General features: G+C 62.8%; 12 protein-coding genes. All 12 read right to left on the reverse strand.

The genetic code is table 11. From position 1 onward, the window contains the following. Nucleotides 1-89: 89 nt before the first annotated feature. A complete protein-coding gene (locus tag EJ067_RS10175; RefSeq protein WP_189343227.1) occupies nt 90-1,097 on the reverse strand; it encodes a polyprenyl synthetase family protein in 1,008 nt (335 codons plus the stop codon). Between the two features lie 133 nt (nt 1,098-1,230). Continuing rightward, nucleotides 1,231-2,574: a cytochrome P450 gene (locus EJ067_RS10180; RefSeq protein WP_126078938.1), complete on the reverse strand. Its 1,344-nt coding sequence runs from the start codon at nt 2,572-2,574 to the stop codon at nt 1,231-1,233. Further along, the gene (locus tag EJ067_RS10185) at nt 2,574-3,419 is read right to left on the reverse strand and encodes an SDR family oxidoreductase (protein ID WP_126078939.1); all 846 of its coding nucleotides are present in this window, start codon (nt 3,417-3,419) and stop codon (nt 2,574-2,576) included. The genes EJ067_RS10180 and EJ067_RS10185 overlap by 1 nt, the downstream gene beginning before the upstream one ends. After that, nucleotides 3,406-3,714 (reverse strand): ferredoxin, encoded by a 309-nt coding sequence (locus EJ067_RS10190; protein ID WP_095776552.1) that lies wholly within the window; start codon nt 3,712-3,714, stop codon nt 3,406-3,408. Before EJ067_RS10190 ends, EJ067_RS10185 begins: the two co-directional genes overlap by 14 nt. 1 nt (nt 3,715) lies before the next feature. Continuing rightward, nucleotides 3,716-5,005 carry a cytochrome P450 gene (locus EJ067_RS10195; RefSeq protein WP_126078940.1) on the reverse strand — a complete coding sequence of 430 codons (1,290 nt, stop codon included), beginning with the start codon at nt 5,003-5,005 and terminating at the stop codon, nt 3,716-3,718. 87 nt (nt 5,006-5,092) lie between these two features. After that, entirely contained in the window at nt 5,093-6,295 is a 1,203-nt protein-coding gene (locus EJ067_RS10200; protein WP_126078941.1) for a cytochrome P450, read from the reverse strand. A gap of 971 nt (nt 6,296-7,266) precedes the next feature. Next, nucleotides 7,267-8,106 carry an intradiol ring-cleavage dioxygenase gene (locus EJ067_RS10205; RefSeq protein ID WP_126078942.1) on the reverse strand — a complete coding sequence of 280 codons (840 nt, stop codon included), beginning with the start codon at nt 8,104-8,106 and terminating at the stop codon, nt 7,267-7,269. 44 nt (nt 8,107-8,150) lie between these two features. After that, nucleotides 8,151-8,930, reverse strand: a complete 780-nt coding sequence (locus EJ067_RS10210) for an ATP-binding cassette domain-containing protein (protein ID WP_126078943.1) — start codon at nt 8,928-8,930, stop codon at nt 8,151-8,153. Then, nucleotides 8,930-10,069: an ABC transporter permease gene (locus EJ067_RS10215; RefSeq protein WP_095811609.1), complete on the reverse strand. Its 1,140-nt coding sequence runs from the start codon at nt 10,067-10,069 to the stop codon at nt 8,930-8,932. The genes EJ067_RS10210 and EJ067_RS10215 overlap by 1 nt, the downstream gene beginning before the upstream one ends. A gap of 67 nt (nt 10,070-10,136) precedes the next feature. Further along, entirely contained in the window at nt 10,137-11,087 is a 951-nt protein-coding gene (locus EJ067_RS10220) for a sugar ABC transporter substrate-binding protein (protein ID WP_126078944.1), read from the reverse strand. A gap of 324 nt (nt 11,088-11,411) precedes the next feature. Next, nucleotides 11,412-12,482 (reverse strand): zinc-binding dehydrogenase, encoded by a 1,071-nt coding sequence (locus tag EJ067_RS10225; RefSeq protein ID WP_095811607.1) that lies wholly within the window; start codon nt 12,480-12,482, stop codon nt 11,412-11,414. 90 nt (nt 12,483-12,572) lie between these two features. Beyond that, the gene (locus tag EJ067_RS10230) at nt 12,573-13,373 is read right to left on the reverse strand and encodes an SDR family oxidoreductase (protein ID WP_095811606.1); all 801 of its coding nucleotides are present in this window, start codon (nt 13,371-13,373) and stop codon (nt 12,573-12,575) included. Nucleotides 13,374-13,388 lie beyond the last annotated feature (15 nt).

A 13,388-nucleotide genomic window follows, 5' to 3' on the forward strand; every position in this document is an offset into this window, starting at 1 on the left:
TCGCCGCGGACGCGGACGCAGCGCAGCATGCACCGGTGGCCCCGGCCGATCGCAGCGGCACAGGGGCGACTTTATGCGGACGGGCGCGCTCATGCGCATGACGCGTGCTTGAAGAGATACGCTTTGGCCCGCTGCAGCATCTGCGCCAACGGTTCCGCACGCGGCCCCAGCGGGGCGATGGCCTCCCCGGCGTCGCGCAACAGATCCAGCGCGAACTGGCGCGCTGCCGGCAGCCCCATGATCGACGCGCAGGTCGGCTTCTGCGCCGCCGCGTCCTTGCCAGGGGTCTTGCCCAGCGTCGCGGCATCCGCTGTCGCGTCGAGAATGTCGTCGACCACCTGCAAGGCGAGTCCGAAACAGGCGCTATAGCGATCGAGCGCACAGTACAGCGCAGCGTGCAGGGTATCCTCCGCAATGGCACAGAGCGCGCCCATGCGAACGGACGCGCGTACTAGCGCTCCGCTCTTCATCCGGTGCATCGCCACGATCCTGTCCAGCTCGACGTGCTTTCCGACTAGCGACAGATCCAAGGCTTGCCCCCCTGCGGCACCTTGGGCGGACACCGCCTGCGCCAGTTCGCGCACGATCGCTATACGGTTGTTACCTGGCGCATCCAGCCTCGCCAAGGTCAGGAAGGCGTGCGCCTGCAGCGCATCTCCGACCAGGATCGCAGTGGCTTCGCCGAACTTGACGTGCACGGTCGGAAGGCCGCGGCGAAGCACGTCGTTGTCCATCGCGGGCAGGTCATCGTGGACCAGGGTACAGGCGTGCATCATCTCGATGGCGGCTCCGACGTCGTCGAGCATGTGCGCCGGCGTATCGGCCAGTGCGCCGGCAGCCAGACAGAGCAAGGCGCGGGTGCGCTTGCCGCCGTGCAAGGTGGCGTAGCGCATGGCCGCCATCAGCTCGGTCTCACCGTCATCTTCGGCGCAGAGAAGACGCGCAAGCGCCTGTTCGACGCGCTTTGCGCCGTCCTGCATCCAGATCTCCGGCGGTAGCGCGCCGGATGCGCCGCGCGACTGCGCGCCCAATCCGCCGAGCGCGGAAACGCCAGTTCGGTCGTCGTGTAGCGTGGAACCGGTCTGCATGCTGTTCATAGTCCTTGTACCTGACACGGCCACTGCGAGCGCCGAGCCGCAGTGTCGCCGGCGCCGAGCGGTTGCGCCGAGTGCTGCAATGCTGCCCGTCGCCGGCGCCGCTGCCTCGCCACACGGGGCATGCCATGCCAGCTCATGAGAAACCGATGCGGACTGTCATGGACGGATGTGCGGTCGGGTAATAGCGCCGGCCTTTTTCGACGCCGCTCAGCAAACGCGGCCGCACTCCGGCCTCGTGCATGGTCAGCGCCAAGGCGATGCAGAACTGCACCATTTCCAGCCATACCAAGTGGTAGCCGATGCAGACGTGTGGGCCGGTACCGAACTGCAGCATGTCCACCGGACGGATCGGATCCGTGCGTTGCAGCCACCGTGCCAGGCGGAACTGATCAGGCGCCTCGTGCAGCAGCGCCGAGGTCGAGAAATGCAGCAGTGGGATGCACAGATGGGTGCCCGCGGGAATGCGCCGTTGGCCGAGCTGCAGTTCCTGCAGCGCGCGACGCGGCAGGAGCGTGGTCGCCGGATGCACTCGCAGCGTCTCGCGGAACAGCGCCTCGGCGACCGGACACTGCGCCAGGTCCGCGTGCCGGGTCGGCACCGCGCCTACGCGTTGCGCTTCCTCGACCAGGGCGTCCCACAGCATAGGCTGCCGCGCCAGCTCGATCACCATCCAGGCCATTGTCGAGGCGGTGGTGTCGTGACCGGCGAGCAGCAGCAAGCGGATGTTGGCGACCAGTACGTCATCGGAGAGCGCATCGTCGCTGCGATCGAAGGCGCTCACCATGTCGTTGATCAACCCGGTGCGCGCGGCATTCGCGCGCGCGTCGCGGACGAACTGGTGCAACTGCGCGTCGATCCAGTCGCGGGCGGCGCGGCCGCGCCGCAAGGGCAGTCCGGGGAGATCGAGGGGGGGCGCGACGATCAACTGCAGCAGTTGCCGGTACTTGCGATGCCATCTCGGCAGGTCCTGCGCGGGGATTCCCATGAGGCTGAAGATTAGCTTGAGCATCAAGTCGCCGGTTTCGCGCAGGATGGTTACGTCGCCGCGGTCGCGCCACGCCTGCACCCGCGCTCGGATGACGGGCGCGAACAGGTCGCCGATCCCGGCCTGGGTCAGCCCCTTCGGCAGGAACGCCGCCTTGATCGCATCGCGCGCCTGCCGGTGCGCGCCGCCGTCCTGGGCGACCAACGTTCCGCCAAGCAATTCGGGCGCGATCTCTTCGATCAGCGCCGAGGACACGTCCTTGTGTCGGAGCAGTGCGAACGCATCCGGATCCATGCAGGTCATCAGGTGGCCGGCGGGGCCGAAATCCAGCCAGAAGTGGCTGCCCAGCGTCAGTTCCGCGCGCCGCAGCAGGCGCGGCAGGTCGCAGATGATGGCGGGAAGATGCCCGATCAGCGGGAAAGCGCCGGGCATGACCGGGATGTTTTGCCGCAACCGGCGCCGACGGTTCAGGGGGTTGAGGAGCATGTCCATCAGCAGTGCTGCTCCTCGGCCGCTTCGGCGATGCCGCCGGGAGGCCGCGCGGCGGCGCTGTTGCCTCCGTCAGCGTATGTCGGCACATGCGCCAGCATGCCGCCGTCGATGCACACGACCTGCCCGGTAATGAATGCAGCATCATCGGAGAGCAGGAACGCCACCAGCGCGGCCACGTCCTCGGGGCGGCCGACACGCGGCAGGAGCTGGTGCCGGCGCAGATGCCGTTGCATGCATTCGTCAAGCTTGGCGAGGAGACGCTCGGTCATGATGAGACCCGGCGCAACGGCGTTGCAGCGGATGTGCGCATGACCGTACTGCGTGGCGAGCGAGGCCGACAACATGTTCAGCGCCGCCTTCGACGCGGCGTAGGACGTCTGCGCGGTGTCACCGCTGAGCCCCTGGCACGACGACATGTTGACGATCGCACCACCGCCGCGGGCGATCATCAATGGGATGGCCTGTCGGCAGCAGAGCAGCGTGCCGCGCAGATTGGTCGCCATGGTCTGATCCCAGACCGCCAGGTCCAGGTCGAGGATCGCGCAGTCGCGCGGGGTCAGATGCATGGCGCTCGCGTTGTTCACCAGCAGGTCGACCCCACCGAAGTGCCGCTGCGCCGTCTCGAACAGCGCTGCCACCGCCTGCGCATCGGCGATGTCCATGGCCAGGGCCAGCGTGTGGTCTGCTTCGGCCCCGATCTGCGTGGTGCAGGCGATGGCCGCCGAGGCATCAATGTCGGCCACCACCACTCTGCCGCCCTCGCGCGCGATGGCGAGGGCGCATGCCTTGCCGATGCCGGCGCCGGCGCCGGTCACCACCGCCACCTTGCCCTCAAACCGTCCCATCGTGTCCTCCTGGATTGCGTTGGTCTTTCGCGGCATGCCGCTCGACCTCCACCGGAGAAGGCGCAGGGTCGGCGCTGGCGAGCTCCTCATCGCCAGCGTCGCTTTCGATGACCAGAATGGCGGCGACTGGGCACTGGCTGGCTGCGAGTCGCACGGCGGCGTGCAGCGCCTGCGGAATCGTTGCCACGCAAAGTTCGGCCACTCCGTCCGGTTCGCGCTGGCGAAAGGTGCCCGGCAGCGTCAGCGCGCACTGCCCGGTGGTTCCGCACAGGTCCTGGTCGACCACGACGCGCATCTCAGCCCCCCTGCGCTTGCAGCCGCACCGGCAGCGCGCGGAACGTCCTAAGGAACGCGGAGGGCTCCCGGGTCGGCTGCTCGGCCAATGCCAGCGTGGGGAAGCGCGCCTGGATCCGCGGCAGGCTCTCGGCCAACTGCACCCGGGCGAGTTGCGCACCGAGGCAGAAGTGGATGCCGTGGCCGAAGCTCAGCATGATCTTCCCATCGCTCGACATGCCAGGACTGGTGCCGTAGAACCGCGCGGGATCGAAGCGGTCGGGATCGGCGAAGGCGTCCGGGTCGCGATTGCCGGCCGCGATCAGCACGCGCACGTCCGCGTTCTTTGGGATTACCACGCCGCCCAGTTCGATGTCGCGCTGGGCGATACGCGGAATGGAGCTGAACATGGCGGGCGCGTCGCAGCGCAGGACTTCTTCGACGAATGCCTTCACTCCCACGGCGTCCCCCTGCAGCCAGTGCCGCTGTTCGGGAAACGCCAGCATCGCCAAGACCGCATGGTCGATACTCGAAGCAGTGGTGGCGAAGCCGCCCAGCAGCATGCCCCACAGCATGCTGATCAACTCCGCATCCGACAGCGTGTCGGCATCGTCGTCGTGTGCGCCGACCAGCATCGACACGATGTCGTGGCGGGGATCGGTGCGTTTGCGCTGTATGAGGTCGCCAAAGTAGGCATGCACCTTGGTGCTGGCCGCGTCCGCCGCGGCGAGTTGGGGATCGCTGGCGTGCGGGCTCAAGCCTTCCAGAATGGCGCCGATGCCGGCGGCGAGCCCGAACATGTCGTCCTGGGGCATGCCGAACAGTTCGGCGAAGACCAGCATGGGCAAGGCCAGAGCGAATTCCCGATGCAGGTCCACCGCCTCCCCGCGCTCCAGCGCGGGCGCCATGGCGTCCAGGCGCGCTGCGACGATGCGCGCGATGGTCGGCCGCAGGTTGTCGATCTCGCGCATGGTGAAATCGCGCGAGATCAGCCGGCGCAGACGCGTATGCGTCGGTGGTTCCTTCATCGCCAGCGTTGACGCCAGCAGACTGAGCGAGAGGCTGGTCGCCGCGCGCGGGAAATAGCGCGCCAGTTCGCCCGGAGCCGGTCCCCGAAACGCATCGCCCGTGGCCTTGAGCACCCAGTAGATGTCGGCGTGGCGGCTCAACAGAAAGAGGCCCGACGCCGCGCGATGCACCGGATCGTGCTCGCGCAACCACCGCATGAATGGATACGGGTCGTTGATGCACGCTGGAGATGCCAGTTCGGCAAAGGCGTCCCGGCATGCTGCCATGGTTTCTTGCACGTCCATCTTGGTTACCTGTTGGCTGGAGATCTGACCGGCGCGCGCCAGGGGCGCCGGCAAGTTAAGATCGCGGTTCCCGGCGGCGTCGGTGAATCACCAGAGCACCGGGAACTCCTCGAACCCGCCGGTGATGATCTCCTTGCGCAACTTTAGCGCTTCGGGCGCCACGGCCAGGCGCAGCGCGGGAAAGCGCTGGAAGATCGAACCGAACACCACCTTGAGTTCTAGCCTGGCCAGCGCCATGCCGATGCAGTAGTGCGGCCCGTGCGAGAACGTCAGGTGCGGATTTTCGTCGCGTCCAATATCGAAGATTTCCGGGTCGTCGAAATGGCGCGGGTCGAACGACGTCGCCGGCAGGCCGACGAGCACCTTGCTCTCCGCGGGGATATGCACGCCCGCGATAGTCACGTCGGTCCTCGGATAGCGCATGATGCCGTCCCAGCCCGCGCCCGGCGGGTACATGCGCAGGATTTCCTCCACGGCCTTGTCCACCAGGGATGGATCGCCGACCAGGCGTTCGCGCTGTTGCGGATGGCGGAACATGGCCAGCAGGCCGAATTCGATCTGCGCGACGGTGCTCTCGTGCCCAGCCACCAGCATGCCCGCCGCCAGGCCGATCGCCTCTTCCTCGGTCGCCTTGCCCTGGTCGACCGCCGAGAGCAGATCCGTCAGCAGGTTGTCGCCCGGATCCTGGCGCTTGTCCCACATCTTGCCGCGAATGTAGGCGCGCAGTTCTTCCCAGGCCAGGCGAGACGCGCTGCGCGGACCGCTTTCATGCTGATGCGTCATCACCTCGTCGGACAGCCCGGCGAAAAAGGCGTGATCCTCATAGAGCACCCCAATCAGCGCGCTGATGACCATGGCCGGAAGCGGAAAGGAGAAGTGGCGCCTCAGGTCGGCGGGCTGGGGCTGGACAGCTAACGTCTCGAACAACTTCGCGGCGATCGCCTCGACCTGCTGCGCGAGCAGCTTCACCCTGCGGTTGCTGAAGGCCGGCGCCACGATCGTACGTAACCGATCGTGCTCGGCCCCCTCGTGGGAGACCAGCCACCCCGGCGAACCGAGAATCACCGAATCCGGGGTGAATGCCGCCGGCGGCATTCCCCCGGGTCGGAACGCCGCGTCGGAAAGCGTCGCCTTGGCCTCGTCGTAGCCTGTCACCAACCAGCCTTCGTGCCCGGACGGGAAGCGCACGCGGTGGATCGGACCGTTGGCGCGTAGCGCCAACATCTCGGGCGAGGGCTCGATGTGATCGACGCGCCACATCGGCAGCGTCGGCAAGGAGTGTTCGGACATGGTGGCACTTCACTTCTCTAAGCGATGGAAGGGCGGAAGGCGCTGCGGGCAGCGAATGACGTAAGACGGCATGTAGACGTCCTCCGCGGCGTAGCCGGCGCGATTATCAAGATTGGCCAAGGTATAACTGTGCAGGCACCGCGCGGGGCGAGATGCAGAACTCATCCTGCGCCTTTGATGTCAGGATAAAGCGAGTGTGGTAGGCCGGCCTTTGAGTGGCAGCCGGCCATCAAGATTTCGTGCGCAAGGGTCGGCAAGGGCGGCGCCTGTTTGGGTACGGGGCGGTCTCGCCGAGGCCGCCCTGCCATAGAATGCTATCTGATGGGGATTTGACATTTGCTTTTCTTTCTTCGTTCCACCGATCGCGGTGTCATCCACGAATGAAGGTCGGTCGGCGGCCCCCGGCTCCCAACGAAGGAGTTTCAAAACTCGTGCCAATTTGGCCGACCCGACAGAAGAAAAAACATTGTGATTGTTTTCAGCCGATTAGCGTGAGGCCAGACAAGAGCTCCGCGAAAAAGACCGGTGGCAGGGACCCGACAAAAGCGACAGAACAGTGTCGGATAGTATACGATCGTCCCGCGCCAGACCGGCGACACACCCCCGCGAACGCGCCGTCCTCCCACTTCCTCGTTATTGAAGCCTGACCGGCACATCAGGGCACCAGCGCTTGCTGATGTTGGCGCTCATGTGGGGCGGCGCGGAAGAACCACACATCGGGCGGTGTTTCCAGAATACTTGGGGGGAGCGGCTTTGGCCTTGAGATAACGCAATTTGAAAGGCGCAGACCGACCGCAGTCATACCCCCGCCTGAAGAAAATTATCGGTCGTAGTCTGAACTCGACATTGTTCAAGACACCCGCACCGAGCGCTGCGAGCGGACAACACCGAGCACCTTTCTGCCTTCTTTATCGAAGGGCCGAGTTCGAGCGAGGGGGAGATATCCTCGCGATCGGCTTCCGCTGGGCGGGTCACTGCTTCTTCAGCACGAAATCGAACTGCGCTTTCCATTTGACGTCCCCCTCATCGACCTTGACGAAATCCACGATCAGCGAATCCTTTACGCCGAACACCGCATCCGACTCGATATAGCGGTCGCCCGCGACGAAGATATGCGTGCAAACGCGATCATACCCAGGCGCGCCGCATAGGAAATGCACGTGTGCCGGCCGGTAGGGATGGCGGCCCAGCTTCTCCAGCATCTGGCCGACTGGTCCGTCGTCGGGGATCGGATAGGAGACAGGCTTGATGCCGCGGAAGAAATAGCGACCGTCCGCTCCGGTCCTAAAGATGCCACGGTTGTTAAAGGGCGGCTGGATGTCCGGCTGCTGGACATCGTAAAAGCCCTCTTCATTGTCAGACCATACGTCAATGCAGGCGTTTTCAATGGGCGTTCCGTCTAGGTCGATAACACGCCCCTCATAGAGGCAAAGCTCCCCCAAGCCATCTAGGTTGATACTGTCGCCCATCTGCCTTTCGGGGGCGCCATCAACATGGAATGGGCCATACACAGTGCTTTCCGTCGCGCCGCTCGGTCTCCGGTGATTGATCGCGTCAACCAGCATTGAAACGCCGAGCACATCGGAGAGCAGGATGAACTCTTGCCGCGATTGACTGCAGATTTGCCCGGTCCGTGTGAGGAATTCGATGGCAAGGCCCCATTCCTCTTCCGTTGGTTCGATGTCTTTGACGAAAGCGTGCAGATGGGCAACGAGGGAGCCCATAACCTGGCGGAGGCGCGGGTTGGCGTTGTTGCCCATACGCGCGTTGACCGTTTCGGCTGAGTTGTGTTCGTTCAGATACTTCGCCATGTTCCACTCTTCCCATTTGCGCGCTTGCTCGTTGGTCGACCAAGTCAGACCGTTCCCCCCAGTGATGCTTCCAACTGGGCAAGCTCTTGTCCGCCGGCCATCAAATTTTGCAGCTCTTCGGCGCTGATATGACCCCGGTCAGCTGTCCCCAGGGTCTTGCCCCGATTGAGGACCGTGAAGCGGTCTCCGACTGCAAGTGCGTGCCGAACATTATGCGTGATGAACACGACACCGATGCCCTTTTTTCGGACATGATCGATGGTGGTGAGGACATTGGCCGTCTGCCGGACCCCAAGGGCTGATGTGGGCTCGTCCAAAATGAGAACCTTCGCACCGAAGTAAACCGCGCGCGCGATGGCAACGGTTTGGCGCTCGCCGCCAGAAAGGGTTCCCACTGCCTGGCCAGGCTCGCGCAGACTGATGCCCATATGCCGCATTTCCTGCATAGTTATGGTGTCGGCCGTTTCAAGGTCGAAGCAACGGAAAGGCCAAAAACCCTTCTGGGGCTCCCTGCCCATCCAGAAGTTTCGCGCGACGCTCATCAGAGGGATCATCGCGAGGTCCTGATAGACCGTTGCGATGCCCGCCGCCATTGCGTCTCGAGGGGTGGTGAAGTGGGCGACCTGCCCTCCGACTCTTATCTCCCCTTGGGAAGGCACATGCACGCCGGACATAGTTTTGATCAAAGTCGACTTGCCTGCGCCGTTGTCTCCGAGGAGGCAATGGCACTCGCCAGCCTGCACGCCGAAAGACACTCCAGACAAGGCTATGATGTGGCCAAACTGCTTGCGAATGTCGACCATTTCGAGGATCGGGGCAGCCATCACTTCTCTCCCGTGATCAGGCGGCGGACATACGTATTGGCCAGGACCGCGGCAAGCAGGATGCTCCCTAGGAACACTCGGAAAAGCGAGCTCTCCACGTTGGTGAAAAACAGGCCTTGCTGGACGACACCGAAAATAATCGCGCCCAGCGCGGCGCCGACCACAGAGCCGTAGCCACCGGTCAGAAGTGCGCCGCCGATCACCACGCAGATGATGGCCTCGAACTCCTTCATGATTCCCCGATCAGAGGCTGCCGAACCGAATTCGATGACTTGCTCGATGCCGAGGAACGCGGCACAAAGGGCCGCAACCATAAACATGAGTATCTTCACGCGAGCAACTGGAACACCAACGTATCGGGCAGCTTCCGGATCACCGCCTGCAGCAAAAATCCAGTTTCCGAAGCGGGTCCGGGTGAGAACCCATTGCCCGACAAGCACGAAAACGATGGCCCAGACCATCAACATGGGGATGCCGCTCACGACTGGCTGCCCCATGCGGGTGCCCTTGGTGAAGGTCGCGATGACGCCTTGCTGGCCAAGCCACTGGAATAGTCCTGTGAACGCCTCGCCTCCAAAGAGCCAGGCGATCGGATCTCCGGCCGCGACTTCGCCAACGCCCGAAACAACGGGCTGACGGTTGAATGTAATGGCGCTCCAGATCGTGGCGCCGCGAAGAATGAAAAGAAAAGCGAGTGTGACGATGAACGATGGCAGCCCGGTTCGGATGACAAGCCAGCCGTTGATCATGCCTAGGCTAGCGCAGAGCATCATCGTCAGCAGGATTCCTCCCCAAACGGGAATGCCGAGCTTCATGACAAGAAGTGCAAATATCATCCCAGAGAAGCCGACCATCGAGCCTAGCGAGAGGTCGAATTCACCCGCAATCATCAAAAGACATACACCTACTGCAAGCACGACGAACTGAGCCGAAACCGTGCCCCAATTCATCACTCCCTCGAGGGCGAACATTTGCGTGCCGCCAGCAAGGATCATGAAGAATACAAAGACCGCGATCGTGCCACAGATTGCCCCGAGCTCCGGGCGGATGAGCGCCTTGTGGAGGCGATGCAGCTCTTTGACGCGCTCGTCTTTAGGGAGCGTAGGCCGTGGGGCCTCGTTGGTCTGGACGTTCGTCATGATTCCAACTCCTGCCGCAAAGCTGCGGCGGAAGCACATGCCTCCGCCGTGCTCGATGGTGATTGCCCTAGCGGTACTGACCCGCGAGGGATTCAACCAACTTGATGTTGTCCTTGGTCACGAAGCCGGGTCCGGAGAGGACCGAGTTCGCCGGAACGACGCCGTAACGGAGGTAGTTGGTCAGAGTGATCACCGGCAGGTAGCCCTGCAGGAAGGGCTGCTGGTCAATGGCGAAATTGATGACGCCATCCTTGATGGCCTTGGAGATGTCGGGGTTCAAGTCAAAGGTCGCGAAGAAGATCTGTCCCGCCATTCCGTTGTCCTTCAGGGCCTGGATGGTCGGGAGCGCAGTCATCGGGCCGAGCGCCAGGACGGCGCCGGTATCAGGGTTGGCAGAGAGATAGGCCTTCACCCTGTTGGCGATCTCCGCGGCATCGGTGCCAGAGTCAATCATCTGCTTACCGAGTTCTACGCCAAGACCCTTCGCGAAGCCCTGGCAGCGCTGCTCGCCGGCGACATTCGGAAACAGGCTGTTCACGCAGAGGAACGATTTGATGCCTGCAGCCTTCGCTCGTTCACCGGCGCCCTCGCCCGCGTCGAACTCTGGTTGCCCCACATGCAGAAGCGCTCCGAGCTTCTTCGACTGTTCGGCCGTTCCGGTGTTCATCGTCACCACCGGAATGCCCTTGGCGACCGCATCAGCGATGGGGCCGCCGACGAGGTCGGCATCGGGAATCGTTACGATGATCCCACTCGGCGCTTCTGCAGTGGTCTGTTGAATGATGCGAACCATGTCGGCAAGATCGCCGGTCGGCGGATTGCGGAACGTAACCTCCGCTCCCACTTCCTTAGCCGCCAAGCTGGCGCCGTTCTTCACGGTGTTCCAGAAGGTCTCGCTATCGGGCGAATGCTCGATGAGGACGTATTTCTCGCCATCCGCATGAGCGGATACATTCCAACCGACGGTGGCGACGGTGAATACGGCCGAAAGCAGTGCGTTCTTGAATGAAGATTTCATTGGATCCTCCCTGGTGGAATCTTGCTGTCGCTCTGCCCAACGTTGCTTGAAGCGACCTCCCCGCTGTCCGGGCAGCCCGGCTGCCAGGTCCAACGTATGTTCATTTATGCAGATAGCGGCAATCGGGATAAACGGGGCAATCAAGGAAACAGTCTTGCACTACTTGCAAAAAGCTTTTCCTGACTTGATCTTTCGTGCGAGCTGCAAAGCAAGGGCATCGCGCAAGCGAAGCCCGGCCGACCACCACCGTGATCGACGGCTATTGCACCGTTGCTTCTAAGGTCAGGTCGTCAGAGCGCCCGGCGTAGAACGCCTCGTTCGGGATTAGGCGTTGAGGTCTACAAGAATTTTCATTTTCGTTCCACTCGGGTCCAACAGTGGTTGGAAACCCTTGTCCACAAGCTCGTCGAGCGAGATGACCTCATCAACCAGTTGATCGACTGGAAGCCGCCCGCTTTCTATCATCGAGAATACCCGTGGCCACATCGAGGTCGGGTAACACAGTGAGCCCTGCAGCCGGATATCCCGCACAATGAGGTCGAATGGTGAGACCTCGACCTTGCCATTCGTGAGGCCGATCAACACCACTGTTCCCTGCGGTCGGACGGCCGATAGACAATCGGAGATCGCGCGTGGGTTGCCGGCGCATTCGATCGCGGCGTCGCAACCGAGCCCTTCGAACGTTTGTCTGCTGATCGACGAGGCCAGAGAGGATTGCGTCGGGTCGATCGTCGTAACCGGAACCCCGAGGTTTTCTATGCGGCGACGCCTTGATGCATTGGGTTCACTAAGGAAGATCTTCGCTGCTCCGGCGGCGTGGGCCGCCAAGACAGTCAGCGCTCCGATTGGGCCGCCCCCAGTGATTAGAACCGACCCCCCAGGCTGTAGTCCACTTCGATCAACCGCGGTCACCGCGACAGCCGCGGGTTCGACCAGGGCGCCCTGGCGAAACGTCAGCTTCTCGGGCATTTTCACGGTGGCGTAACCCTTCATCACCGCATATTGCGCGAAGCCGCCCCAAGGCCAGGTTAGTCCGGTGGCGGCCCCGCGCGTGCCCAGGAAATGCAATCCGCGAACGCCAAAATAGCCATCAAGCGGTCCCATGTGGGGCTGGATCGAAACGCGATCGCCGGGTTTCAGGTGGGTGATTTCACCGCCTACCTTCTCGACGATCGCGCTGAACTCATGTCCCAGGATTTGCGGAATAGAGGCGCCAGAAAATGCATTCGGTTGAGGCGAGATGAAAATCGGACCGGCAGCGAACTCATGAAGGTCGGTCCCGCAGATTCCGCAGAGTTGGTTTCGAACGAGAACTTCGTCGGGAGCGAGCTGTGCTGGCAATTCTACTTCCTCGACGCGAACATCGCCCTTCGCGTGAAACCGAGCTGCTTTCATGTCAGGTATCCTCCACGAATTCGCCGAAGGAGATGCGGAGCCTCCGTTCCAGCAACCGGCGGCGCATTGTTGCTCGGCCGGCTCTAGTCGTTAAACAATCGACCGGATCGATCCACCATCGACACCCCAGACGGCCGAAGTGACGAAACTCGCAAGGTCGGAAGCGAGGAAGACGAGGACATTTGCGACCTCGTCGGGATCGCCAAGTCGCTGGAGTGGCAGCTGGCGGAGCTTCATCTCATGCTCCACGGCGGCTTGCGGCTCCATCTTGTGATACTTGCCCATCGTCTCGGCGAATCCACCAGGCTTTGTCCAGAACGGCGTCCAGATGGGACCGGGTGCCACTGCGTTAACGCGGATCTTAGGGCCTTCGGCGCGAGCAAGGGCTTTGGTCAGGGAGAGCACAGCAGCCTTCGACACCGAATAGTCGATCGGCACCGGTTCAGGTTGCCTGGCAAGATCGGATGCGTTGTTGACGATCACGCCGCCCTTTTCGCGAAGGATTGGCAACACTTTGCGGATGGCCCGCACGTAGCTCATGAAGTTCAGGGCCAGGGTAGCATCCCAAGCAGCATCATCGACGTCGTCGAAGGAGCGGATGGCCCCCGACCCGACATTGTTCACCAGAATATCAATGCGATTGCCGAAGGCGGCGAGTAACGTGTCCATACCATCGGATACGCCGCGCGCGGTCGAAAGATCTCCGGCCGCGGTGTGCACCGTGACTCCGAGAGCCTTGGCAGCCTCGGCTACCTTTTGCATTTCGGCCTCATCGATATCCAGGATGCCGACGTGCGCACCCTCTTTCGCGAACGCTATAGCCGTGGACCGACCAATTCCGTTCGCACCGCCAGTGATAAACGCGACTTTACCTTTGAGACCAGTTTCCATTGTCTTCCTCCATAT

Source organism: Mesorhizobium sp. M1D.F.Ca.ET.043.01.1.1 (genome assembly GCF_003952385.1).
Classification (GTDB): Bacteria; Pseudomonadota; Alphaproteobacteria; order Rhizobiales; family Rhizobiaceae; genus Mesorhizobium.

Excerpts from the sequence above, each read along its gene's own strand:
- EJ067_RS10175 (WP_189343227.1), bottom strand. The coding sequence starts at position 1,097 with ATGAACAGCATGCAGACCGGTTCCACGCTACACGACGACCGAACTGGC.
- EJ067_RS10180 (WP_126078938.1), bottom strand. The coding sequence starts at position 2,574 with ATGGACATGCTCCTCAACCCCCTGAACCGTCGGCGCCGGTTGCGGCAA.
- EJ067_RS10185 (WP_126078939.1), bottom strand. The coding sequence starts at position 3,419 with ATGGGACGGTTTGAGGGCAAGGTGGCGGTGGTGACCGGCGCCGGCGCC.
- EJ067_RS10190 (WP_095776552.1), bottom strand. The coding sequence starts at position 3,714 with ATGCGCGTCGTGGTCGACCAGGACCTGTGCGGAACCACCGGGCAGTGC.
- EJ067_RS10195 (WP_126078940.1), bottom strand. The coding sequence starts at position 5,005 with ATGGACGTGCAAGAAACCATGGCAGCATGCCGGGACGCCTTTGCCGAA.
- EJ067_RS10200 (WP_126078941.1), bottom strand. The coding sequence starts at position 6,295 with ATGTCCGAACACTCCTTGCCGACGCTGCCGATGTGGCGCGTCGATCAC.
- EJ067_RS10205 (WP_126078942.1), bottom strand. The coding sequence starts at position 8,106 with ATGGCGAAGTATCTGAACGAACACAACTCAGCCGAAACGGTCAACGCG.
- EJ067_RS10210 (WP_126078943.1), bottom strand. The coding sequence starts at position 8,930 with ATGGCTGCCCCGATCCTCGAAATGGTCGACATTCGCAAGCAGTTTGGC.
- EJ067_RS10215 (WP_095811609.1), bottom strand. The coding sequence starts at position 10,069 with ATGACGAACGTCCAGACCAACGAGGCCCCACGGCCTACGCTCCCTAAA.
- EJ067_RS10220 (WP_126078944.1), bottom strand. The coding sequence starts at position 11,087 with ATGAAATCTTCATTCAAGAACGCACTGCTTTCGGCCGTATTCACCGTC.
- EJ067_RS10225 (WP_095811607.1), bottom strand. The coding sequence starts at position 12,482 with ATGAAAGCAGCTCGGTTTCACGCGAAGGGCGATGTTCGCGTCGAGGAA.
- EJ067_RS10230 (WP_095811606.1), bottom strand. The coding sequence starts at position 13,373 with ATGGAAACTGGTCTCAAAGGTAAAGTCGCGTTTATCACTGGCGGTGCG.